General features: G+C 73.0%; 22 protein-coding genes. 17 read left to right on the top strand and 5 right to left on the bottom strand.

Translation table 11 applies throughout. From position 1 onward, the window contains the following. Nucleotides 1-171 precede the first annotated feature (171 nt). On the top strand, nucleotides 172-852 hold the full coding sequence (locus tag ACIQD7_RS17965; protein WP_402442642.1) for an RNA polymerase sigma factor: 681 nt from the start codon (nucleotides 172-174) through the stop codon (nucleotides 850-852). Then, a complete protein-coding gene (locus tag ACIQD7_RS17960; RefSeq protein ID WP_402442640.1) occupies nucleotides 852-2,012 on the top strand; it encodes a hypothetical protein in 1,161 nt (386 codons plus the stop codon). The genes ACIQD7_RS17965 and ACIQD7_RS17960 overlap by 1 nt, the downstream gene beginning before the upstream one ends. Before the next feature lie 207 nt (nucleotides 2,013-2,219). Here ACIQD7_RS17960 and ACIQD7_RS17955 read toward each other — a convergent pair whose 3' ends face one another. Then, on the bottom strand, nucleotides 2,220-3,104 hold the full coding sequence (locus ACIQD7_RS17955) for a L,D-transpeptidase family protein (protein ID WP_402443276.1): 885 nt from the start codon (nucleotides 3,102-3,104) through the stop codon (nucleotides 2,220-2,222). Between the two features lie 242 nt (nucleotides 3,105-3,346). On the opposite strand from ACIQD7_RS17955, the gene leuE reads away from it, so the two are divergent. Further along, entirely contained in the window at nucleotides 3,347-4,003 is a 657-nt protein-coding gene (gene leuE, locus ACIQD7_RS17950; protein ID WP_402442638.1) for a leucine efflux protein LeuE, read from the top strand. Nucleotides 4,004-4,065: 62 nt separating this feature from the next. Next, the gene (locus ACIQD7_RS17945) at nucleotides 4,066-4,887 is read left to right on the top strand and encodes a MerR family transcriptional regulator (protein WP_121829491.1); all 822 of its coding nucleotides are present in this window, start codon (nucleotides 4,066-4,068) and stop codon (nucleotides 4,885-4,887) included. A gap of 132 nt (nucleotides 4,888-5,019) precedes the next feature. Here the strand turns inward: ACIQD7_RS17945 and ACIQD7_RS17940 are convergent, their stop codons facing one another. Both ACIQD7_RS17940 and ACIQD7_RS17935 read right to left on the bottom strand, forming a co-directional pair. Continuing rightward, entirely contained in the window at nucleotides 5,020-6,354 is a 1,335-nt protein-coding gene (locus ACIQD7_RS17940; protein WP_402442636.1) for a polysialyltransferase family glycosyltransferase, read from the bottom strand. Continuing rightward, nucleotides 6,351-7,382 (bottom strand): glycosyltransferase family 2 protein, encoded by a 1,032-nt coding sequence (locus ACIQD7_RS17935; protein WP_402442634.1) that lies wholly within the window; start codon nucleotides 7,380-7,382, stop codon nucleotides 6,351-6,353. Before ACIQD7_RS17935 ends, ACIQD7_RS17940 begins: the two co-directional genes overlap by 4 nt. A 219-nt stretch (nucleotides 7,383-7,601) precedes the next feature. Here ACIQD7_RS17935 and ACIQD7_RS17930 point away from each other — a divergent pair, with 219 nt between their 5' ends. The 12 genes from ACIQD7_RS17930 (at nucleotide 7,602) to ACIQD7_RS17875 (ending at nucleotide 21,619) form a co-directional block, all read left to right on the top strand. Continuing rightward, nucleotides 7,602-8,891, top strand: coding sequence for a DUF6716 putative glycosyltransferase (locus tag ACIQD7_RS17930; RefSeq protein ID WP_402442632.1), 1,290 nt, complete (start codon nucleotides 7,602-7,604; stop codon nucleotides 8,889-8,891). Nucleotides 8,892-9,016: 125 nt separating this feature from the next. Further along, a complete protein-coding gene (locus tag ACIQD7_RS17925) occupies nucleotides 9,017-10,210 on the top strand; it encodes a cytidylyltransferase domain-containing protein (RefSeq protein WP_402443274.1) in 1,194 nt (397 codons plus the stop codon). A gap of 11 nt (nucleotides 10,211-10,221) precedes the next feature. Next, nucleotides 10,222-11,115, top strand: a complete 894-nt coding sequence (locus tag ACIQD7_RS17920; protein WP_389663299.1) for an N-acetylneuraminate synthase family protein — start codon at nucleotides 10,222-10,224, stop codon at nucleotides 11,113-11,115. Beyond that, nucleotides 11,112-12,242, top strand: coding sequence for a hypothetical protein (locus ACIQD7_RS17915; RefSeq protein WP_402442631.1), 1,131 nt, complete (start codon nucleotides 11,112-11,114; stop codon nucleotides 12,240-12,242). The genes ACIQD7_RS17920 and ACIQD7_RS17915 overlap by 4 nt, the downstream gene beginning before the upstream one ends. Before the next feature lie 162 nt (nucleotides 12,243-12,404). After that, nucleotides 12,405-13,616 (top strand): amidohydrolase, encoded by a 1,212-nt coding sequence (locus ACIQD7_RS17910; RefSeq protein WP_402442629.1) that lies wholly within the window; start codon nucleotides 12,405-12,407, stop codon nucleotides 13,614-13,616. Between the two features lie 322 nt (nucleotides 13,617-13,938). Beyond that, complete coding sequence (locus tag ACIQD7_RS17905) at nucleotides 13,939-14,997, top strand: BMP family protein (RefSeq protein ID WP_161374874.1); 1,059 nt, start codon at nucleotides 13,939-13,941, stop codon at nucleotides 14,995-14,997. Nucleotides 14,998-15,104: 107 nt separating this feature from the next. After that, nucleotides 15,105-16,814 carry an ABC transporter ATP-binding protein gene (locus tag ACIQD7_RS17900; protein WP_402442627.1) on the top strand — a complete coding sequence of 570 codons (1,710 nt, stop codon included), beginning with the start codon at nucleotides 15,105-15,107 and terminating at the stop codon, nucleotides 16,812-16,814. Continuing rightward, nucleotides 16,811-17,929 carry an ABC transporter permease gene (locus tag ACIQD7_RS17895; RefSeq protein ID WP_121829499.1) on the top strand — a complete coding sequence of 373 codons (1,119 nt, stop codon included), beginning with the start codon at nucleotides 16,811-16,813 and terminating at the stop codon, nucleotides 17,927-17,929. The genes ACIQD7_RS17900 and ACIQD7_RS17895 overlap by 4 nt, the downstream gene beginning before the upstream one ends. Next, entirely contained in the window at nucleotides 17,926-19,188 is a 1,263-nt protein-coding gene (locus ACIQD7_RS17890) for an ABC transporter permease (RefSeq protein ID WP_121829500.1), read from the top strand. Before ACIQD7_RS17895 ends, ACIQD7_RS17890 begins: the two co-directional genes overlap by 4 nt. After that, complete coding sequence (locus ACIQD7_RS17885) at nucleotides 19,185-19,589, top strand: cytidine deaminase (protein ID WP_121829501.1); 405 nt, start codon at nucleotides 19,185-19,187, stop codon at nucleotides 19,587-19,589. Before ACIQD7_RS17890 ends, ACIQD7_RS17885 begins: the two co-directional genes overlap by 4 nt. Before the next feature lie 82 nt (nucleotides 19,590-19,671). After that, the gene (locus tag ACIQD7_RS17880) at nucleotides 19,672-20,949 is read left to right on the top strand and encodes a thymidine phosphorylase (protein ID WP_402442624.1); all 1,278 of its coding nucleotides are present in this window, start codon (nucleotides 19,672-19,674) and stop codon (nucleotides 20,947-20,949) included. Nucleotides 20,950-21,034: 85 nt separating this feature from the next. After that, a complete protein-coding gene (locus ACIQD7_RS17875; RefSeq protein WP_402442622.1) occupies nucleotides 21,035-21,619 on the top strand; it encodes a Uma2 family endonuclease in 585 nt (194 codons plus the stop codon). Here ACIQD7_RS17875 and ACIQD7_RS17870 read toward each other — a convergent pair. Further along, on the bottom strand, nucleotides 21,616-22,275 hold the full coding sequence (locus tag ACIQD7_RS17870) for an HAD family hydrolase (RefSeq protein ID WP_402442620.1): 660 nt from the start codon (nucleotides 22,273-22,275) through the stop codon (nucleotides 21,616-21,618). The two genes, ACIQD7_RS17875 and ACIQD7_RS17870, sit on opposite strands and share 4 nt — an antisense overlap. Nucleotides 22,276-22,338: 63 nt before the next feature. Between ACIQD7_RS17870 and ACIQD7_RS17865 the strand changes: the two genes are divergently transcribed. Continuing rightward, a complete protein-coding gene (locus ACIQD7_RS17865) occupies nucleotides 22,339-22,635 on the top strand; it encodes an STAS domain-containing protein (protein ID WP_402442618.1) in 297 nt (98 codons plus the stop codon). Here ACIQD7_RS17865 and ACIQD7_RS17860 read toward each other — a convergent pair. Then, nucleotides 22,618-23,589: a sigma-70 family RNA polymerase sigma factor gene (locus ACIQD7_RS17860; protein WP_161374872.1), complete on the bottom strand. Its 972-nt coding sequence runs from the start codon at nucleotides 23,587-23,589 to the stop codon at nucleotides 22,618-22,620. The genes ACIQD7_RS17865 and ACIQD7_RS17860 overlap by 18 nt on opposite strands. Nucleotides 23,590-23,627: the final 38 nt, after the last annotated feature.

Raw genomic sequence — 23,627 nt, 5'->3', positions numbered from 1 at the left:
GCGCTTTCTGTCACACCGGATCCGGCCACCGGAAGGTTGCAAGTTGTACAAGGGGCGGGGACCGCGTGGACGAGGTGCCGGAGCACCACGTAGCGTGCGGGTGTGTTGGACGGTGTGGCGGCGGTGACCAGCCGCGACGAGACGACGCGACCGACGAACAGGGTTTGGGGAGTGCTGGGGGACGACGCGGAGCTGACGGCCGCGGTGCTCGCCGCACAGCACGGGGACGAGGACGCCTTCCGTGCTGTGTATCGCGCCGTGCATCCCCGCCTGCTCGGCTACCTGCGCACCCTGGTCGGCGACACCGACGCGGAGGACGTGGCCTCCGAGGCCTGGCTCCAGATCGCCCGCGACCTCGACCGCTTCGGCGGCGACGCGGACCGCTTCCGCGGCTGGGCCGCCCGGATCGCCCGCAACCGCGCCCTCGACCACATCAGGATGCGCGGCCGGCGCCCCGTCGTCGGCGCCGACGAGACCGAGCTCACCGACAAGCCCGCCGAGTCCGACACCGCGAGCGAGGCCCTGGAGGCCCTGGCCACCGGCCGCACCATGGACCTGATCGCCCAGCTCCCGCAGGACCAGGCCGAGGCCGTCGTGCTGCGCGTCGTCGTCGGCCTGGACGCCAAGAGCGCCGCCGACACCCTGGGCAAGCGCCCCGGCGCCGTGCGCACCGCCGCGCACCGCGGCCTCAAGAGGCTCGCCGAACTCCTCGGGGTCGAGGGCGCCCCGGACGGCACCGGAGGGACCGTCGTCCCCCTGGACGGCGTGCCCCCGCAGCGCGGCCGCGCACCGGGAGCGGTGGCGCCCGGCCGTGTGACGCAATCGCGTCCGCGTACGCAGAGGGACATGTGATGGCCGACGAGCGGTACCAGTGGCTCGACGAGGAGACCGCGGAGCGACTGCTCCGCGGCGAGCCCGTCGACCCCGCCGACGACCTCGCGCGCCTGCGGGCCCGACGCCTCGCGGCGGCCCTCGACGCGGTCCGCGCCCCGGCCGCCGGGGACGAACTCCCGGGCGAGGCCGCGGCCCTCGCCGCCTTCCGCGAGGCCGGAGCGGCCCGCGCCGCCGCCGTACCCGGACCGGCAAGCACCCCCGTGAGTGCCCCCGGAACCCCCGCCGACCTGGGCCGGGTCCGCCTCGCGCGCGTCTCCGCCGCGCCGCGCCGCTGGGGCCGTTCCGCCCGGTACGGCCTCGCCGCCGCGGTCGCCGCCGTCGCCGTCGGCGGGGTCGCCGTCGCCGCGGGCACCGGCGCCCTCCCGCTGGTGGGCCCCGCGCCCGCCAGCTCCGTCTCGGCCGGGGACACCGCCCGGCCGCTCCTGTCGCCGGAGCCCGACGGCATACGCGAGGACCTCGGGATACCCGGCCCCCCGCCGCCCGGTGAGGACCGCACGCCCCGCCCGTCCCCCTCCACCGGCACGGACGCCCCGGCACCGACCGACCCGGCCCCGGACGGCGGCGACGGCGCGGAGGGCGACGGGGAGGCGGAGGGCGACGGCCCGGACAGGCCGAAGCGGGACGTCCCGGAGCCCGGCCGCAGCACGGCGGGCACGGACGGCACCCCGGACCCGGACCGCACGGGCGGCCGGGACCGCGACCGGGACGGAGACGGGAACGGCGGCATGGAGTTCCGGGAGAAGGCCGTCGAGGCCTGCCGGGCGTACCGCTCGGGGAAGCTCGACGACGACGGCCGCCGCAAGCTCACGAACACCCTGCGCGACGGCGAGACCCTGCGCCGCTACTGCGACCGCCTCCTCTCCGGCGCCACCGGCGCACCCGGGGACGCCCCCAAGGGCGGCGCCAAGGACCGCCCCGGCACCGGCGGCTCCGGGAACCGCCCCGGCGACGGCTTCGGCGACGGCGCGAAGGGCGACGGCCGCCCCGGCGGCGGAGGCTCCTGGAGCAGGGGCGGAGGCGCCCGGCCCTCGGACCGGCCCCTCGCCGGACCGGCCGCCACGACCCCCGGGGGACTCGCGGAAACCGGCGCGACGACGCGCCTCCCGCTCGCGGTGTAACACTTTCCGGACCGTCGGCGCAGTACGTAATGCCGACTGGTCATCGGCCGCGCGATGAGCCGGGGTTCCCCCCGTACCTACGGCTCGGCGCACCCGGCGCGGGTGGGGCACGTTCCCCCGGTCCCACCCGCGCCCTTTCTCTTCCCCTCGCCTACCGTGGACTCCGTCCCTACCCGTGGACTCCGTGCCCACCGGCGGGCTCCGTCCCTACCAGTGGACGACGACCTTGTCCCCGACCTTCACCTGGTCGAAGAGGGTCGCGAGCTTGGCCCGGTCCCGGACGTTGACACAGCCGTGCGAGGCCCCCGCGTAGCCGCGGGCCGCGAAGTCCGACGAGTAGTGCACGGCCTGGCCGCCGCTGAAGAACATCGCGTACGGCATGGGCGTGTGGTAGATCGTCGACGTCCACTCGCGGGCCTTCCAGCCCACGCTGAACGTGCCCTCCCGGGTCGGGGTGTTCTCCGAGCCGAAGCGGACGTCCATCGACGAGACGACCTTGCCGTCGATCATCCAGGCGAGGGTCCGGCTCTCCTTGCTGATGCAGAGCACCCGGCCGGTCAGGCACGCCGGGGCCGGGGCGTCCAGGGCGTTGGTGGTCGACGGCTTCAGCTCGTCGGCGGTCGGCTTCCGGCTGGCGCCGAGCAGCCGCTGCCAGGTCGTCTCGTCGACCGTGCCGGTGCCGGGCAGCCCCTGCTTCTTCTGGAAGGCCTTGACCGCGCCCGCCGTCATCGTCCCGTAGAAGCCGGTGGGGGCGCGGTCGAAGACGCCGAGCTGCCGCAGCCGCGCCTGGAGCTCGCGCACCCGCTCGTTCTCGTCCCCGTCCTTCAGGACGGCCGGGGACGCCGGGGTGCCGGTGGAGGCGGAGGCGGAGGCGGAGTCCGAGGGCTCCGGCGTGGGGAAGGTGGGGGAGGAGGACGGCGCCTTGCCGTCGGCCGTGGGAGAGGCCCCGGGCGCGGACGGGTCCGACGCCGACGCGGACGGCTCCGCCGGAGAGCTGCTCGAAGGGCTCGCGGAACCGCCGCCCCCGGTGCTCCCCGTACCGGCCGCCTGGGCCGTACAGCCCGCGACGAGCGCCACCGAGGCCGCCGCCAGGACCACTCTCCGTACGACACCTCTCCGGACGACGTCTCTGCGTACGACACCTCTGCGCACGACGGCCGAAGACCGCTTCATCGTTGCCCCCCGGGAAACTCGTTCTGTACGGAGAGGGATGCTTCCCGGGCGCCCGTGGTTGCGCACCACGGCCGAAAAGAGCCCGCCCCCCGGCGAGTGATGCCCTTCCGTGATGCGAAACACCCGGGCGGAACGTCGTACGCACATGCGACACTCCGCCCATGCTGGGTGTCACCGATCTGCCGACCTACCTCGCCGGGCTCGTCCTCATCATCCTTCTGCCCGGACCGAACTCGCTCTACGTCCTCTCCGTCGCCGCCCGCAAGGGCACCCGGACCGGATACAAGGCCGCCGCCGGCGTCTTCACCGGCGACACGGTCCTCATGACCCTGGCCGCCCTCGGCGCGGCCTCCCTCCTCCAGACCACCCCGGTCCTCTTCATGATCGTGAAGTACGCGGGCGCCGGGTACCTGGCCTGGATGGCGTACGGAATGCTGCGGGCGGCCCGGTCGATGTGGCGCTCGCCCGCGCTGTCGGCCGAGGAGGAGCCCGTGGGCGCCCCGGCGGCCCCCGCCGAGCGCCCGTACCGGCGCGCGCTGATCATCAGCCTCTTCAACCCGAAGGCGATCCTCTTCCTGATCTCCTTCTTCGTGCAGTTCGTGGATCCCGGCTACGCCTACCCGGCGCTCTCCTTCCTGGTCCTCGGCACCCTGCTCCAGCTCGGCAGCTTCCTCTACCTCACGACCCTCATCTTCGGCGGCACCCGCCTCTCCGCCGCCTTCCGCCGCCGCAGGCGCCTCTCCGCCGGAGCGACCTCGGCGGCCGGCGCCCTCTTCCTCGGCTTCGCCGCGAAGCTCTCCCTCAGCAGCGCCGCCTGACCCCCCTCCCACGGACATCTGTTGACCCTCACACCGTGTGAGGCCGTTCCGTAGGGGGCGTCATGTTCACCATCGGAGACTTCGCCCGGCACGGGCGGGTGTCGGTCCGGATGCTGCGCCACTACGACGCCGTCGGACTGCTGCGCCCGGCCCGGGTCGACCCGCACACCGGCTACCGCTTCTACGCGGCGGAACAGCTGGCCCGGCTCAACCGCGTCATCGCGCTCAAGGACCTCGGCTTCACCCTCGAACAGGTGGGGGCCGTCCTCGACGAGCGGCTCGACGCGCACGAGCTGCGCGGGATGCTGCGCCTGCGCCAGGCCGAGCTGGAGACGGCCCTGGCGGAGGCGCGGGCCCGGCTCGACCGGGTCGGCGCGAGGCTCCGGGCCATCGAGGAGGAGGGACACATGTCCACCCAGGAAGTCGTCGTCAAGAAGATCCCCGCCGTCCGCATCGCCGAACTGAGCGCGGTCGCCGCGAGCTTCGGCCCGCAGGACATCACCCCCGTCATCGGCCCGCTGTACGACGAGCTGTGTGGCCGGCTCGCGGCGGCGGGCCTCACCGGCTTCGGCCCGGCCGTCGCCTACTACGAGGACGCGGGCCGGGGCGACGGCTCGGTCGTCGTCCACGCCGGGACGACCGTCCCCGAGGGGACGGTGGCGGAGGGCGTCCTCGTGCACGTCCTGCCCGGCGTCGAGGAGGCGGCGACCGTCGTCCACCGGGGCGCGATGGACGACCTGCTGCCGACCGCGCAGACCCTGGCGACCTGGATCGACGCCAACGGCTACGCCTCCGCCGGGTACGCCCGCGAGCTGTACCTGGAGTGCCCGGAGGACCCGGCGCGATGGGTGACCGAACTCCAGGAGCCGGTCGTCCGCGCCTGAGCACGCGGGCGCGTACGCGCGCGGAGCCCGGGCCCGAGGCGTATACCGCGGTATACACCCGACCCGCAGGCGCGTACGCGCGCGGAGCCCGGGGCCCCCGCACGGGTCCCGGGCTCCGGCGCTCCACGGTGGCTATCTCCTCAGCGCCGCGCGCAGCCGCAGCGCCCGGCGGGCGAGGCGGCGGACCTTCGGGTGCCGGGGGAGGGGCAGGCCGCCGGGCAGGCCCAGGGCGGTGAGGCGGCGGCGGGTGAAGTGGTGCCGGGTGCGCGCGGCGAGCGGCCCCGACAGGTGCCGTACCGCCGCCGTCCGCAGCTCCGGCCGGATCTTCGGCTGCATCGCGAAGCCGACCGCCGCGACCAGGTCGTTCAGCCCGTCCGCGCCGATCGCCGGGCCGCCGCCCTCCGGGTCCTCCAGGGGCGGGACGACCGCGTCCACGACCGTGAGCGGGATCCGGTTGCTGTTCTGGAACGGGGTGAGCCGCTCCAGGAGGGCGCGCGTGCCGACCCGGGCGACCGGCAGGCCGTAGAAGGTGCGGGCGGTGAGCAGCGCCGTCGAGAAGCAGCCGACGACCAGGGCGGGCCGCAGCTCGCGGTAGAGCACCTCCGCGAGGACCGGCCGGTCCTCGACCGTCAGCTCGGCGCCCAGCTCCTCCGCCGTGCGCACGAGGCTCCGCGACCAGGCGTCCGGGGCCGTCGGGTGCGGCTTGAAGACGAGCCGCCGGTGGCCCAGGGCGACCGCGCCCCGCACCATCCGCAGGTGCAGCTCCTCCTCCTCGGCGGCGGTCAGCAGGTTCAGGGCGGCCAGGTACTGGCCCAGGAGCAGCACCGGGCCCTCCCCGTCGGCCGTGCCCGGGTCCGGGCCCGCCAGCTCCTCGACGCACTTGGTGAACGCCTCGGCCGGTACGGCCTCCGGCACCGCGCCGAACTCCCCGAGCAGCAGCGGCGCGAGCCCGGGGACCAGGTCCAGGTGGAGCAGCCGGGACACCCGCCCGCCGATCAGCGGGTCGATCTTGTTGCGGGTCGGCCCGTAGCTCATCAGCCCGTCCGCGTACACCGTGATCGCCGCCTCGGGGAGGAGCTGGGCGACGGCGAGCGCGGGCGTCACCTGGATGGACTCCAGGGCCAGTTCGATCCGGTCGTCCCCGAGCCCCCAGAGCCTGCGCAGATGGCGCTGGAGGAGGGGGAGGTCGCTCGCGCGGGGGATCCAGCCGCCCGGGTGGAGCGGGGAGATCACCTCGTTCCAGGAGAGGACGGAGTCGAAGCGGCCGCGCAGCCGCGCGAAGCCCTCGGCCTCGTCGAGGGCGGGCGTCGTCTCCGGCACGGGCGCGTTGTTGGTGACCAGCAGGATCCGGCGGTCGGCGGAGCCGAAGCCGCCGCTGTCGATCGCGGCGGCGAGCGTCACCGCCCCGTAGAGGGTGGAGGCGCAGAAGACCTGGGTGGTGCGGCGGGAGCGCGTACGGGAGTTCACGCGGCCACCTCCGGTGCGGCGGGGGACGACGGGGAGGCGGGGGAGGTCCCGGGGCCGGACGGCGGCGGTGCCGGCCTCCGCCTGCGCAGTCTGCGCAGCAGCGCCGCGCGGTCGCCGCCCATCGCCGTCAGGGCCTCGTCGAGGACGTCCTGCGGCATCCGCCGCAGCGCCCCCGCGCTCATCGCCCGCAACTGCCGGGCCACCTCCGGCTCGAACCTGCCGATCGAACCGACGTGGTGGGAGATCACCGCGCAATAGGTGCGCACGGCTTTCGGGAGAAGGAGGTCCGCGTCCCGGTCCCGTGCCGTTTCCTCGATCACCTGGTCGAAAGCGCGGATGAAATCCAATTGCCGGACGTCGCCGATCTGCGTGAGGGACGTCGCCACTCCGCGCCGGTAGAAGATTCCCAGTTCCCCGACCGCCGCGAACGATTCCGCCTCGCGGTGCAGCCGCCAGATCCACGGCCGGTCCTCGGCCGTCCGCAGCCCGGGCGTGAAGTGCAGCAGCCCCCGCTCCAGGAGCCGCCGGTGGTAGATCCCGGCCCAGGCGTACGGGTAGTCGACGGAGGTCGTCCGGTGCGCCGGCAGGATCGCGTCCCTCGGGCGCAGCACCTCGCCGCGCCGGGGGACCGGCACCCGGCGCACCCCCCGGTCGCGGCCGGTCACGGAGACGTGGTCGGTGCGCAGGAAGTCGCAGCCCAGCTCCTCGGCGGCCGCGACGAGCCGGTCGTAGAAGCCGGGGGCGAGCCAGTCGTCCCCGTCGAGGAAGGCGACGTACGTGCCGCGGGCCGCGTCGAGCCCGGTGTTCCGGGCCGTGGCGAGGCCCTCGTTGCGCGCGTGCCGGAGCAGGACGGCGCCCGGGATCTCGCGCGCGGCCCGTTCGAGGAGCTCCGGGGTCCCGTCCGACGAGCAGTCGTCGACAAGCAGGAACTCGAAGTCCTCGCGGGCGTTGGCCCGCAGGCTCGTGAGGGTGTCGGGGGCGTATGTCTGCACGTTGAAGAACGGCACGACGACGGAGAGCTTGACCACGCGGCCGACGCTAGGCGCCGGCCCGGCCTTCCCTCCGACCGGCGGGGGGATGTCCGGTGAACACCAGGCGGCGGGCCGCTTAACCACCTTTTCCGGAGGGGGGAATCAGGCCGCGGACGACCGGACGACGGCCCGCTTCAGAATGCGGTGAGGCTCTGTTCACCGGCTGTTGCGGCCCAGTTGGGCCGGAAAGCGGAATGCCCTTCTAGCGTCCTCGACGTGCCATCACGTACCCGAGAAGCGATACGGGTCGCCGTACTCGCGGACTCCGACACCCGGTGGAAATGGGGCGCCCTCACCGCGCGCCGCATCACGGCGACGAGCGCCGAACCCACCGGCTTCGTCCTGCGCGGACGCGCCACCCCCACCGCCCGCCAGCTCGCCGAGACCGGGGTGCCCACGCATCCCCCGCGCGAGGTGACGGGCGCGGAGTTCCTGCGCGCCGTACGGGACGCGGAGGCGCGCGGCGAGGGGTACGACGTGCTCGTCCTCGCCCTCGTCGGCGGCACCGTCCGGGCCGTCCTCCAGGGCCTGGCCGACCTGGGCCTCGCCCGGCGCCCGGTGATCGTCACCGGCTACGTCGGCGTGGTCTACGAGAAGCTGACCGACGGACTCCTGCTGCGCCACGGCGCCGACGTCGTCCTCGCCAACTCCCGCCACGACGCGGAGCGCTTCCGCGCCGTGTACGAGGGGGTGGGCGCGGGCGCCGAGCCGGTCGTGGAGGCGGCGCTGCCCTTCCTCGGCGGCGCCCCGTACGCCCCCGTCGCGGGCCGCGACACCCTGGTCTTCGCCGCCCAGCCCTCCGTGCCCGCCACCCGCGCCGAACGCGCCTACGTGCTGCGCCGGCTGATCGGGCACGCCCGGCTCCACCCGGGCCGCGAGGTGCTCCTCAAGCTCCGCTCCAAGCCGGGCGAACACACCACGCACCTGGAGGAGTTCCCCTTCCAGAAGCTGGTCCGCGAGCTCGACCCGCCGGACAACTTCCGCCTGGTGTACGGGCACATGGGCGAGGTCCTGGACCGCACCGACCTGCTCGTCACCGTCTCCTCGACGGCCGCCCTCGAAGCCCTGCACCGGCGGATCCCCACCGCGGTCCTCACCGACCTCGGGGTCCGCGAGGCGCTCGGCAACCACCACTTCGTCGGCTCCGGCCTGCTGACCTGCTTCGACCGGCTCGACGAGGGGACCGTGCCGACGCCCGACGAGACCTGGCTCGCCCGCCAGGGGGTCGCCTCCGACGGCTCGTACGAGGAGGCCTTCGACGCGGCCCGCGACCGGGTCGCCGCCCTCCTGGCGCTGCCGGAACGGCCCCCGATCACCCCCTACTACACCGCGGAGACGGCCCCCGGCTACCTGCCCGGGATCCTCGCCCGCCACCGCCTGGACGTCACCGCGCCGGAGCCCCGCGAGAGCGGCCTGCGCCGGATCGTCCGGGAGGCCGCGCGGGGCGCGTACCGCCACGGCGTCCAGCGCGTCGCCCCCGTCGTCCGCCGCCTGGGAGAACTCTGATGACCACCGCACCGCCCCCCGAGCCCGGGGCCGTCGTACCCGCGCCCACGCCGGGGTCCGCCGCGACCACCCCCGGAACCGCCCCCGCCGCGACCGCTCCCGCCGCGACCGCCCCCGCAGGGCCCGTGCCCGTCGTGCTCGCCGTGATCCCCGCCCGGGGCGGCTCCAAGGGCGTGCCCGCCAAGAACCTCGCGCCGGTGGCCGGGGTCCCGCTGGTCGGCCGGGCCGTCCACGCCTGCCTCGGGGCCCGGTCCGTCACCCACGTCGTGGTCTCCACCGACGACCCCGCGATCGCGGCCGCCGCCCGCACGGCCGGCGCCGAGGCCGTGCACCGCCCCGCCGCCATCGCGGGCGACACCGCCACCAGCGAGGCCGCCGTCCTGCACGCCCTGGACGCCTTCGAGGCCACCCACGGCCGCGCCGTGGACGTGGTCCTCCTGGTCCAGTGCACCAGCCCCTTCCTCACCCCCGCCGAGATCGCGGAGACCGCCGACCGGGTCCTGACCGGCGCCGCCGATACCGCCTTCACGGCCGCGCCGTCGCACGGCTTCCTCTGGCGCGAGACGGCCGAGGGCGCCGAGGGCGTCAACCACGACAAGGCGCACCGCCCCCGCCGCCAGGACCGGGAGCCCGAGTACCTGGAGACCGGCGCCGTCTACGCCATGGCCGCGCCCGGCTTCCGCGCCCACCGGCACCGCTTCTTCGGCCGCACCGCGCTCGTCGCCACCGACCCCGCCCGGGTCCTGGAGATCGACGACCCGCACGACCTGGCCCGCGCCAAGGCCCTCGCCCCGCTCCTGGACGCGCCCGTCACCCCCGGCTTCGCCGACGTGGACGCGGTGGTCCTGGACTTCGACGGCACCCAGACCGACGACCGGGTCCACCTCGACGCCGAGGGGCGCGAGTTCGTCTCCGCGCACCGCGGCGACGGCCTCGGCATCGCCGCCCTGCGCCGCGCCGGACTCCCCGTCCTCATCCTCTCCACCGAACAGAACGCCGTCGTCGCCGCCCGCGCCCGCAAGCTCCGCATCCCCGTCCTGCACGGCATCGACCGCAAGGACCGGGCCCTCAAGGAGTGGTGCGAGGCCGAGGGCATCGACCCGCAGCGCGTCCTCTACGCCGGCAACGACGTCAACGACCTGCCCTGCTTCCACCTCGTCGGCTGGCCCGTCGCGGTGAGCAGCGCCCACGACTCCGTACGGGCCGCCGCCCGCGCGGTCACCGTCACCCCGGGCGGCGCCGGAGCGATCCGCGAGATCGCCGCCTGGCTCCTCGGACCCGAGCTCGACACCCCCGCACGCACGACCCCCGAATCCTAAGGAACAGCACCATGAGCACCCGTCTCCGCACCCTCGGCGCCAAGACCGCCGGCCCCGGGCAGCCCGTCTACGTCACCGGCGAGATCGGCATCAACCACAACGGCGAGCTGGAGAACGCCCTCGCCCTGATCGACGTCGCCGCCGAGGCCGGCTGCGACGCGGTCAAGTTCCAGAAGCGCACCCCAGAGATCTGCACCCCGCGCGACCAGTGGGACATCGAGCGGGACACCCCGTGGGGCCGCATGACGTACATCGACTACCGCCACCGCGTGGAGTTCGGCGAGGAGGAGTACCGGGCCATCGACGCGCACTGCAAGGAGCGCGGCATCGACTGGTTCGCCTCCCCGTGGGACACCGAGGCCGTCGCCTTCCTGGAGAAGTTCGACGTCCCCGCCCACAAGGTGGCCTCCGCCTCCCTCACCGACGACGAGCTGCTGCGCGAGCTGCGCGCCACCGGCCGTACGGTGATCCTCTCCACCGGCATGTCGACGCCGAAGCAGATCCGGCACGCCGTCGAGGTCCTCGGCAGCGACAACATCCTGCTCTGCCACGCCACCTCCACCTACCCGGCCAAGGCCGAGGAGCTGAACCTGCGCGTCATCGAGACGCTCCGGGAGGAGTACCCGAACGTCCCGATCGGCTACTCCGGCCACGAGACCGGCCTCCAGACCACCCTGGCCGCCGTCGCCCTCGGCGCCGTCTTCGTCGAGCGCCACATCACCCTCGACCGCGCCATGTGGGGCTCCGACCAGGCCGCCTCCGTCGAGCCCCAGGGCCTGACGCGCCTGGTCCGCGACATCCGCACCATCGAGACGGCCCTCGGCGACGGGGTCAAGAAGGTGTACGAGTCGGAGCTCGGCCCGATGAAGAAGCTCCGCCGGGTCCAGGGCGCCGTCGCCTCATGACCGGGCAGCTGGCGTTCGTCGAGAGCCCGGTCCAGCTCCTCAACGTCCTGGAATGGGCGCACACCCGGACCCCGTCCGGGCCCCCCGGCACGGCGGACGGCGGAACACCCGCGCCCGCGCCCGGCACGGCGTCCGACACCACGCCGGCGCCCCTCACGGTCGTCGTCCTCTCGCCGACCGACCCCATGTCGCGGGGCCAGCTGCGCCGGATGGCCCAGTTGGCCCGCGACGAGGGCCTCACCGTCCACTGGCAGGAGGCCCGGGGCGGCCGGGGCGCGCTCGTCCGCACCCTGCGCCGGCTCGCCGGGCCGCTGCGCTCGGCGGAGCGGGTGATCATCGGGGACCCGTTCTCCCGGTACGTCCAGCTGCTCCTGACCCTCTTCGGCCCCCGGCACCTGACCGTGGTCGACGACGGCACCGCGACCATGGAGTTCGCCGCCCAGCTCGGCCGGGGCGAGCGCCTGGTCCGCTGGCACCGCAAGGGCAGCCTGGGCCCGCGCGAGCTGGTCCTCGCCCCCGTGACCACCCTGGCCCGGCGCCGGCTCGCCCCGGCCCGGGGCCGTACCGTCGAGGTCTTCACCTCGCTGCCCGTGGAGGCGCCGGCGGGCGTCGAGGTCACGGCGAACGCCTACGCCTGGACCCGCGCCCGCTTCGGCCCGCCGCTGCTCACCGGAGGTGCCGACCTGGTCGGCACCTCCCTGGTGGAGACAGGGGTGGTCGACGCCGGCCACTACACCCGGGTGGTCGGCGAGCTCGCCCGGACCCACGGCGCCACCCGCTACTTCGCGCACCGCAGGGAGAGCGCCGAGAAGCTGCACCGGATCGCGGTCGAGACGGGCCTCCAGGTGGTCCGGCCCGAGCTGCCCCTGGAGCTGGTCGCCCGGCGCGGCCCGGTCGGCCGCACGATCGTCAGCTTCCCGTCCACGGTCGTGCACACCCTGCCGCTGGCCCTGGCCGGCACGGGCGTGAAGGTCGCCGTCTGCGAGGTGGCGCCCGAGTGGCTGCGGGCCACGGCCTCGCCCCGCGCGCAGGGCTTCCTGTCCGGGGTGACGGGGACGGCGGCCCACGAGGTCGACCGGCTCACGGCGCGCAGGACCCCCTCCGTCGACCGGCTGGGATTCGGATGAGGTTTCCCGCCGCGAGGGCGGGGCAATCGGGTGAGGATACCCACATGGAGTGGTCCTTAAGCCCGGAAAATCGAGGTTCTTTCCCCTAACGGACTGAACTTTTCGTGATCAACGGGCAGTTGACCACCCTGAAGGCCTACCCTTCAAAAGGTGAACCAGTTGATGTCCCGTGAGCCAGGCTCCGCCACTCTGCCCGGAAAGCTGCCCGCAACCCTGCGCGACGAACTGATCATGTTCCGCAGGGACTTGCACATGCACCCCGAGCTCGGGAAGCAGGAGTTCCGTACGACCGCCGCGCTGAAGGCCCGCCTGGAGGCGGCCGGCCTCGCGCCGGAGGTCCTTCCGGCCGGCACCGGACTCCTCTGTGACATCGGCACGCCGGACCCGGACCGGCCCATGCTGGCGATCCGCGCCGACCTCGACGCGCTCCCCATCCCCGACGTCAAGACCGTCGCCTACCGCTCCACCGTGGCCAACCGGGCCCACGCCTGCGGACACGACGTCCACACCACCTCCGTCCTCGGCGCGGGCCTCGTCCTCGCCGAGCTCGACCGGCAGGGCCTCCTGCCCAATGCCGTGCGGCTGATCTTCCAGCCCGCCGAGGAGGTCCTCCCCGGCGGCGCCGCCGACGCCGTCGAGGCCGGCGTCCTGAACGGCGTCGGCCGGATCATCGCCGTCCACTGCGACCCGAGGGTCGACGCGGGCAAGATCGGCCTGCGCGCCGGTCCCATCACCTCCGCCTGCGACCGGCTCGAAGTCACCCTGGACGGCCCCGGCGGCCACACCGCCCGGCCGCACCTGACCACCGACCTGGTCACCGCCGCCGCCCGCGTCGCCACCGACGTCCCCGCCGTCCTGGCCCGCCGCGTCGACGCCCGCTCGGGCCTCTCGGTCACCTGGGGCCGCATCGAGTCCGGCCACGCCCCCAACGTCATCCCGCAGCACGCCGAGCTCTCCGGCACCGTCCGCTGCCTCGACCTGCCGGCCTGGCGCGACGCGCCCGACCTGGTGCACGCGGCGATCGACGAGATCGCGGCCCTGCACCGGGCCAAGTCGACCGTCACCTACGTCCGGGGCGTCCCGCCGGTCGTCAACGACGCGACCGTCGCCGAGCTGCTCCGCGACGCCATGACCGCCCGGCGCGGGGTCCACTCGATCGAGGACACCGAGCAGAGCCTCGGCGGCGAGGACTTCTCCTGGTACCTGGAGCACGTCCCCGGCGCCATGGCCCGCCTCGGCGTCCGCACGCCCGGCGACACCCGCGTCCGCGACCTGCACGCCGGCGACTTCGACGTCGACGAGGACTCCATCGAGACGGCCGTGGAACTCTTCACGGCGGCGGCGCTGCTCACCGACGTCGTCCCGGAGGCCTGAACCCGGCCGCGCCCGGGTCCGTTCGTATACCCGAGCGACGTTTTCCGGCCGGACGGCCCCCTTCAGCCGTCCGGCCCACCCCGTCCCCCGTCCGGCCCAGCGCCCGGCGTGTCAGGCGTACGCCCCCTGTCGCACCGGGCGCCCCCGCCGGTATAACCGGCGGTACCGGGCCGAACGCCCTCGGTCGCCCCGCGCGGCCGGTTCGCGACGATCCGATAACGACTCATGAACGGGTCTTTAACTGACATCTACGCGCGTTACGATCGCCGCGAAACCAGCGCCGGAAGAGGCGCTTTCGGTCAGTCTTGAAGGGACCCTCCTCTTGCGCCGGATCACCAGGATCACGACCGTGGGCATCGCCTCCGCGGCGCTCGCCCTCTCCGCCACCGCGTGTGGCAAGTCCTCGACGGACACCGGTTCCAGCTCCGCCACGGACTCGAAGAACATCACGGCCGCCATCGCGTACGACATCGGCGGCCGCGGCGACCAGTCCTTCAACGACGCCGCCTACGCGGGCCTGAAGAAGGCCGAGGACGAGCTCGGCGTCAAGGGCAAGGAGGCCGAGCCGTCGGAGGGTGAGGGCGACGCCGACAAGGTGCAGCGCCTCACCGCCCTCGCCCGCGCCGGGAACAACCCGGTCATCGGTGTCGGCTTCGCCTACGCCCCGGCGATCGCCAAGGTCGCCAAGGCCTACCCGAAGACCACCTTCGGCCTCATCGACGACACCTCGGTGACCGCCCCGAACATCGCCAACCTGGTCTTCAACGAGGAGCAGGGCTCCTACCTGGCCGGCGTCGCCGCCGCCAAGACGTCGAAGACCGGCACGGTCGGCTTCATCGGCGGCGTCGAGGTCCCGCTGATCAAGAAGTTCCAGGCGGGCTTCGAGCAGGGCGTCAAGGACACCAACCCCAAGGCGAAGGTGCTCGTCCAGTACCTGACCCAGCCGCCGAACTTCGACGGCTTCTCCAAGCCCGACCTCGGCAAGGCCGCCGCGCAGGGCCAGCTCGACAAGGGCGCCGACGTGATCTACGCCGCCGCCGGTCTGGCCGGCTCGGGCTCGATCGAGGCCGCCGCCGCCGCGGACAAGTGGGCCATCGGCGTCGACTCCGACCAGTACAACCAGGCGGGTCTGGCCTCCTACAAGGACCACATCCTGACCTCGGTCACCAAGGACGTCTCGGACTCCGTCTTCAACCTGATCAAGTCGGTCAAGGACGGCAAGCCGCAGAGCGGCGAGGTCCGCTACGGCCTGGCCCAGGACGGCGTCGGCCTGGCCGACTCCAACCCGGCGTACAAGAAGATGACCGACGTCATCGCCGCCGTGGACGAGGCGAAGAAGAACATCGTCGACGGCAAGATCACGGTCAAGACCGCTCCGTAAGGAACCGCAGGTCACCGACCTCAGGGCCCGGCGACGGTGGGACCCCCACCGGAGCCGGGCCCCGTTCCCGTACGGATTTTCACTTTCCGGCAGCGCTACGCGTGTAGATGTCTCCCTGGCACGATAGCTTCGCCCCGCCCTGCCCTCCCGCTCCCACTCCTTCCGGCCAAGGAGAGTGCGTCATCAACGCGTCCAGCCCCCCTGCCGTAGAACTGCACGGCATCACCAAGCGATTCCCCGGCGTCGTCGCCAACAAGGACATCGCCATCACGGTCCGCAAGGGCACCGTGCACGCCCTCATCGGCGAGAACGGCGCCGGCAAGTCGACCCTCATGAAGATCCTGTACGGGATGCAGAAGCCTGACGAGGGCACCATCGCCGTCGACGGCGAGCAGGTCGCCTTCTCCAGCCCCGGTGACGCCATCGCGCGCGGCATCGGCATGGTGCACCAGCACTTCATGCTCGCCGACAACCTCACCGTCCTGGAGAACGTCGTCCTCGGCGGCGAGAAGCTCTACGGCATCGGCGCCAAGGCCCGGAAGAAGATCCGCGAGATCTCCGACCAGTACGGCCTCGGGGTCCGCCCGGACGTCCTCGTCGAGGACCTCGGCGTCGCCGACCGGCAGCGCGTGGAGATCCTCAAGGTCCTCTACCGCGGCGCCCGGATCCTCATCCTCGACGAGCCCACCGCCGTCCTGGTCCCGCAGGAGGTCGACGCGCTCTTCGACAACCTGCGCGAGCTCAAGTCCGAGGGCCTGACCGTCATCTTCATCTCGCACAAGCTGGGCGAGGTCCTGAAGGTCGCCGACGACATCACCGTCATCCGCCGGGGCACCACGGTCGGCACCGCCGACCCGAAGACCGCCACCACCAAGCAGCTCGCCGAGCTGATGGTCGGCAGCGAGCTGCCCTCCCCGGAGACCCGCGAGTCGACCGTCACCGACGTGCCGATGCTCCAGGTCCGCAACCTGACCCTGTCCGAGGCCGGCGCCGTCGCCCCGCTCACCAGCGCGGCCCCGCCGGACCCGTCCAGGGCCGCCAGCGTCCCGGAGGAGGGCACCGAGGGCCGCAAGCTCCTCGACGACGTCTCCCTCACCATCCACAAGGGCGAGATCCTGGGCATCGCGGGCGTCGAGGGCAACGGCCAGACCGAGCTCATCGAGGCCCTCATGGGCATGGCCACCCCGGACTCCGGCGTGATCACCCTCGACGGGCAGGACATCTCCAGGGTCTCCGTGCGCAAGCGCCGCGAGGGCGGCATCGGCTACATCCCCGAGGACCGGCACCGCCACGGCCTGCTCCTGGAGGCCCCCCTCTGGGAGAACCGCATCCTCGGCCACGTCACCGAGGCCCCCAACTCCAAGCGCGGCATCCTCGACCCGAAGGCCGCCCGCAAGGACACCGAGCGGATCGTCCGCGAGTACGACGTGCGCACCCCCGGCATCGACGTCACCGCGGCCTCCCTCTCCGGCGGCAACCAGCAGAAGCTGATCGTCGGCCGCGAGATGAGCCACGCCCCCAAGTTCCTGATCGCCGCCCACCCCACCCGCGGCGTGGACGTCGGCGCGCAGGCGCAGATCTGGGACGCGATCAGGGACGCCCGCCGCGAGGGCCTGGCGGTGCTGCTGATCTCCGCCGACCTCGACGAGCTGATCGGCCTCTCCGACACCCTCCGGGTCATGTACCGCGGCAAGCTGGTCGCCGACGCCGACCCCGCCACCATCACGCCCGAGGAGCTGGGCTCCGCCATGACCGGCGCGGCCTCCGGCCACCTCGAAGGCACCGAAGAGCAGTCCGAAGACGGTGACGCCCGATGATGAAATTCGACAAGGACCGGCTGATCCTGGGCGCGGCGGGACCGGTGCTCGCGCTGGTCTCCTCGTTCGTGCTCACCGTGCTGGTGCTGCTCGCGACCGGACTCGACCCGATCGAGCCGATCCGGATCATGATCGAGAACGCCGGTTACGCCGACATCCAGGTCCTGATCGTCAACCAGACCGGGATCTACTACCTCGCGGCCCTCGCCGTGGCGGTCGGCTTCCGGATGAACCTCTTCAACATCGGCGTCGACGGCCAGTACCGGCTCGCCGCGATGGTCTCCGCCCTCGTGGGCGCCTCCGTCGAGCTGCCGGGCCCGCTGCACATCCTGCTCATCGTGCTCGTCGCCATGCTGACCGGCGCCTTCTGGTCCGGCATCGCCGGCATCCTCAAGACGACCCGCGGGGTCTCCGAGGTCGTCTCGACGATCATGCTCAACGCCATCGCGACCTCCCTGGTGGCCTGGCTGATCCTGCCGAAGAACTTCGGCGTCCAGCCCGAGGGCTCGAACAACCTCACCACCGGTGAGATCGCCGAGTCCGGCTGGTTCCCCGGCATCGACATGGGCCAGGGCAACGGCGTCATCTACGGCTTCACGTTCGTGGCGCTCGCGCTCGGCGTCGTCTACTGGTTCGTCCTCAACCGCACCCGGTTCGGCTTCGACCTGCGCGCCACCGGCGCCAGCGAGTCCGCCGCCCAGGCCAGCGGCGTCGACGCCAAGAAGATGATCCTCACCTCGATGCTGCTCTCGGGCGCGCTCGCCGGCCTCTCCGGCATGCCGACGCTGCTCGGCGAGTCCCACACGTACAGCCTCGACTTCCCGGTCGGCGTCGGCTTCACCGCCATCACCATCGCGCTGCTCGGCCGCAACCACCCGGTCGGCATCCTCTTCGCCGCCCTCCTCTTCGCCTTCCTCGACAAGGCGTCCTCGTCGCTCGACACCTTCGGTTACCCGAAGGAGATCACCAAGATCATGCAGGGCATCATCGTGATCGCCGTGGTCGTCTCCTACGAGCTCGTCCGCCGTTACGGCCTCCGCCGCCAGCAGCAGAAGGTCGGCGAGGAACTCGCCGCCGGCGGCGCCCTCAAGACCGACAAGGAGGTCTCGGCATGAGCACCGCCGCTGCCACCAAGCCGAGCGCCGCGCCCAAGGGCGGCGGACGCCGTAAGCTCACCCTGCCGTGGATCATGCTGATCGTCGCGGCCGGCCTCGTGCTCTTCTCCCTGGTCCGGGCCGTCTCCGGGGCCAACGACCTCACCTCCGTGGGCCAGGTCTCCGGCGCGCTCCAGCTCGCCGTCCCGATCGGCCTCGCCGGTCTCGGCGGTCTGTGGGCCGAGCGCGCGGGCGTCGTCAACATCGGCCTCGAGGGCATGATGGTCCTCGGCACCTGGTTCGGCGCCTGGGCGGGCTACCAGTGGGGCCCCTGGGTGGGCGTCCTCTTCGGCCTCCTCGGCGGCGCGCTGGGCGGTCTGCTCCACGCGATCATCACCGTCACGTTCAACGTGAACCACATCGTCTCCGGTGTGGCGATCAACATCCTCGCGGTCGGCTTCACCCAGTACCTGTCGAACTTCACGTTCGCCGAGGCCGAGGGCGGCTCCTCCAAGCAGTCCCCCCGCATCGAGGCGATCACCAAGATCACGATCCCAGGACTCTCCGACTGGTTGCAGGACCTCCAGGCCAAGCACTGGTTCCTGATCTCCGACCTGGCCGGCATCCTCGGCGGCCTGGTCACCAACCTGTCGCTGCTCACCGTCGTCGCGATCCTGCTGATCCCGGCCACCTGGTGGATCCTGTGGCGCACGGCCTTCGGCCTGCGGCTGCGCTCCTGCGGCGAGAACCCGGTCGCCGCCGAGTCCCTGGGCGTCAACGTCTACAAGTACAAGTACATCGCCGTCACCGTCTCCGGCGCCCTCGCCGGCCTCGGCGGCGCCTTCCTCGCGATCGTCGCCACCGGCATCTACCAGGAGGGCCAGACCGGCGGCCGCGGCTACATCGGTCTCGCCGCGATGATCTTCGGCAACTGGATGCCCGGCGGCATGGCGCTCGGCGCCGGACTCTTCGGCTTCACCGACAGCCTCAAGCTGCGCGGCGGCGCCGAGAACGTCCACGCGCTGCTGCTCCTGGTCGCGGTGCTCCTGGTGATCGCCGCCCTCTGGCAGCTGTACAAGAAGAAGTACGTGGTCGCGGTGGTCTCCGCCGCCTTCTCCGCCGTGTTCTTCCTCTGGTACGCGCTGACCGACGAGGTCCCGAGCCAGTTCGTCGACGCCGCCCCGTACGTCACCACCCTCCTCGTGCTCGCCCTGTCGGCGCAGCGCCTGAGGATGCCGAAGGCGGACGGACTGCCCTACCGGAAGGGCCAGGGCAAGTGACCGCGGAGCTCTCCGAGGCCGACTGGGAGGCCCTGCGGGTCACGGCCCGCGAGGCGATGTCCCGCGCGTACGCCCCGTACTCGGGCTTCCCGGTCGGCGCGGCGGCCCTCGTGGACGACGGGCGGACGGTCTCCGGCTGCAACGTGGAGAACGCCTCCTTCGGCCTCGGCCTGTGCGCGGAGTGCGGGCTCGTCTCGCAGCTCCAGGCGACCGGCGGCGGCCGGCTGACCCACTTCGTCTGCGTGGACGGCCGGGGCGAGCCCCTGGTCCCCTGCGGACGCTGCCGGCAGCTGCTGTACGAGTTCGGGGGCCCCGAGCTCGTCCTGGAGACCCCGGCCGGGCTCCTGCCCCTGGCCGACATGCTCCCGCAGGCCTTCGGCCCGGACCACCTGTCCCGGTAGCACTTCGGAGCGGCCCTTCCGGCACGATGGAAGGGCCGCTCCTCCTTTCCCCCTCTATGCGCGTAGAAAGAGGCACCACCCCATGGACGTCATCTCCGTCATCCGTACGAAGCGGGACAAGGGCGAGCTGAGCCCCGAGCAGATCGACTGGGTCATCGACGCGTACACCCGCGGCGCGGTCGCCGACGAGCAGATGTCCGCCCTGGCCATGGCGATCCTGCTGAACGGCATGAACCGCGACGAGATCGCCCGCTGGACCGCGGCCATGATCGCCTCCGGCGAGCGCATGGACTTCTCCTCGCTCTCCCGGCCCACCGCCGACAAGCACTCCACCGGCGGCGTCGGCGACAAGATCACCCTCCCGCTCGCCCCGCTCGTCGCCGCCTGCGGCGCGGCCGTGCCGCAGCTCTCCGGCCGCGGCCTCGGCCACACCGGCGGCACCCTCGACAAGCTGGAGTCCATCCCCGGCTGGCGCGCGCTGCTCTCCAACGAGGAGATGCTGCACGTCCTCGACACCACCGGCGCGGTCATCTGCGCGGCGGGCGACGGCCTGGCCCCGGCCGACAAGAAGCTGTACGCGCTCCGCGACGTGACCGGCACGGTCGAGGCGATCCCGCTGATCGCCTCCTCCATCATGTCCAAGAAGATCGCCGAGGGCACGGGCTCGCTGGTCCTGGACGTGAAGGTCGGCACCGGCGCCTTCATGAAGAACATCGAGGACGCCCGCGAGCTGGCCTCCACCATGGTGCAGCTCGGCACCGACAGCGGCGTGAAGACGGTCGCGCTCCTCACCGACATGTCGACCCCGCTCGGCCTCACCGCCGGCAACGCCCTGGAGGTCCGCGAGTCCGTCGAGGTCCTCGCGGGCGGCGGCCCGGCGGACGTCGTCGAGCTGACGATCGCGCTCGCCCGCGAGATGCTCGACGCGGCCGGGATCAAGGACGCCGACCCGGCGAAGGCCCTCGCCGACGGCTCCGCGATGGACGTCTGGCGCCGGATGATCGCGGCCCAGGGCGGCGACCCGGACGCGACCCTCCCGGTCGCCCGCGAGCAGCACGTCGTGACGGCCCCGTCCTCCGGAGTCCTGACCCGCCTCGACGCCTACGACATCGGCATCGCCGCCTGGCGCCTGGGCGCGGGCCGCGCCCGCAAGGAGGACCCGGTGCAGGCGGGCGCGGGCGTCGAGCTCCACGCCAAGCCCGGCGACACGGTCACGGCGGGCCAGCCCCTCCTGATCCTCCACACGGACACCCCGGAGAAGTTCGACTACGCCCTGGACTCCCTGCGGAACACCTGGGACATCGCCCCCACGGACACGCCCTTCACGGCGTCCCCGATCGTCCTGGACCGCATCGCCTGACGTTTGGGCATATGCGCCTGACACGTTCAGGCGAACGGGACCGGTGGACCCCCACCGGTCCCGTTCGGCGTGTTGAGGTGAGCGGGTGAACAGTTACGACGCGCCCATCGACCTGGGCGACGACTGGCCCGGTCTGGTGCGCCTCTGGGAGGTCGTCGACGCTCCCAGGAACTGCAAAGTGGAGATCGTCGCGGGACACGTCACCGTGGCACCCCCCGTCGACACCCGGCACCACCTGATCGCCGACGAGGTGCAGCGCTCCTTGTACGAGGTCATGCCGGAAGACCGGGGCGTCTACCAGACACAGGCCGTCGCCGTCCCGTCCCTGCTGGGGATGTACGTCCCCGACCTGCTGGTCGCCCCCGAGGCGGCCCTGCACGGGCCGGGCTTCTTCTTTCCCGCCTCCGACGCCGAACTCGTCGTCGAGATCACCTCGCAGAGCAACGCGAACCACGACCGCATCGTGAAGCTCCAGGCCTACGCCACCGCCGCCGTCCCCCTCTACCTGCTCATCGACCGCTGGCACTCCGGCCGCCCCACCGCCACCCTCTACGGCGAGCCGAAGAACGGTCTGTACCGGGTCCTCGACGCGGTCGAGTTCGGCAGGGAACTCCACCTCCCCGCCCCCTTCGACCTGACGATCGACACCGGCACCTTCCCCACCGGCTAGAGCCCCGTCCCCGCCAGCAGCCCCGGCAGCGTCCGCATGTCCTCGAAGACCACCGTGCCCGGGCCCGCGAGGCGGTCCGCGCGGGTCAGGCCGCCGCAGTAGCCGAAGGCGCGCATTCCGGCGGCGCGGGCCGCCTCGACGCCGTACGGGCTGTCCTCGACGACGGCGCAGCGACCGGGCGGGACGCCCATCGTGGCGGCGGCGTGCAGGAAGAGGTCCGGGGCGGGCTTGCCCCGGGCGACGTCACGGGCGCTGAAGATCCGGTCCTCGAAGCGCTCCAGGAGCCCGGTGCGGCCGAGGTTCCGCCGGATCGTGGGGTGGCTGCCGTTGGAGGCGAGGCAGTACGGGACGGACAGCGCTTCCAGGACGTCGGTGACGCCCTCGACGGCGGTCAGCTCGGCGTCGAGCGCGTCCTCGTACCGCTGCCGGAAGGGCTCGTGCCAGCCGAGCTCCAGGGGGCGCCCGATGCGCTCCTCCAGGATCGCGGTCAGGACCTCGTGGGAGGAGCCCACGAACCGCTCGACGATCTCCGCCTCGGTGAACTCCGCCCCGAGCCCGGCGAACACCTCCCGGTCCACCCGGCAGTAGATCCGCTCGCTGTCCACCAGCACGCCGTCGCAGTCGAAGATCACCAGTTCGACAGGTTCGAGAGTCATGATCGGGAGCCTAGTCAGCGGGTCCTCCGATGAGTTCCCGCCCCCGCTCCGGTCTCATCGGACGTGGACACCAGTCGGCCGGGCACCAGCCGGTCCCTCGTCGTGACCCTGACCGCCCGGCCCGGGCGGGAGGAGGTCGACCGCCTCTGCGCGGAGCTCGCCGCCGCCCCGCCGGCCGAGGTCGTCTGCGAGGCCGGCGCGCTCGCGCCCGCCGGTCTCGCCGCCGTCGACGCCCTCGCCCGCCTGAAGCTGGCGGCGACCCGGCACGGCCACCGCCTCCGCGTTCACGGAGCGGGCCCCGAGCTGCGGGCCCTGCTCCGGCTGACCGGACTCGACGAGACCCTAGGCCTCCAGCCGTGACGGCAGGTCGAAGAGCGGGAACCAGCGGTCGGTGTCCAGGAAGAAGTCCATCCCCGCCACCTTGCCCTCCCGCAGCTCCAGGACGATCAGCGCCCACGGGCCGAAGCCGCCCGCCGGGTCCGGGTGGTACTGGGCGAACGCCGGCGAGCCGTTCGCCACGGTCGGCACCAGCCTGGAGCCCGCGCAGACCTCGCCCACGCCCAGCATCCAGCCCACGATGTTCTCGTGCCCTTGGAGCCACAGGTCGTACGGCGGCATGGACATCGTCGCGTCCTCGTGGAGGAGCGCGGTCAGCGCCTTCATGTCGTAGCCCTCGAAGGCCGCCACGTACCGCTCCAGGAGCGCCTTCTGCTCCTCGTCCAGCGGGTCCGCCGGGTCGGAGGCGGCCGGCGCCTGCTCGGCCAGGGTCGCGCGGGCCCGCTGCAGAGCGCTGTTCACCGAGGCCACCGAGGTGTCGAGCAGCTCCGCGACCTCGCTCGCCCGCCACGCGAGCACCTCGCGCAGGATGAGGACCGCCCGCTGCTTGGGCGGCAGGTGCTGGAGCGCGGCCACGAACGCGAGCCGCACGGTCTCCCGGGAGACGGCCGCCTCCGCCGGGTCCGCCACCGAGGGCAGCACCCGCCCGTCCGGCACCGGCTCCAGCCAGGTGATCTCGGGCTGCTTCACCAGCTGCGCCCGCTCCACCGGCGTCGGGGAGGTCAGGTCCATCGGCCGCGCCCGCCGGTTCCCCGCGTTCAGCGCGTCGAGGCAGACGTTGGTCGCGATCCGGTACAGCCAGGACCGCAGCGAGGAGCGGCCCTCGAAGGAGTCGAGCGCCTTCCAGGCCCGCACCATGGTGTCCTGCACCGCGTCCTCCGCCTCGAAGGAGGAGCCGAGCATCCGGTAGCAGTAACCGGTCAGCTCACGGCGGTACTTGTCGAGTTCCTCGGTCGTCGCGACCACGGTGTCGCTCATCGGTCCACACCCCGCTCACCCTCATCGGCACCCGTTCG

The organism is Streptomyces sp. NPDC093071 (genome assembly GCF_044754545.1).
In the GTDB taxonomy this organism is placed as follows: domain Bacteria; phylum Actinomycetota; class Actinomycetes; order Streptomycetales; family Streptomycetaceae; genus Streptomyces.
This window is presented reverse-complemented; position numbering and strand designations above follow the sequence as displayed.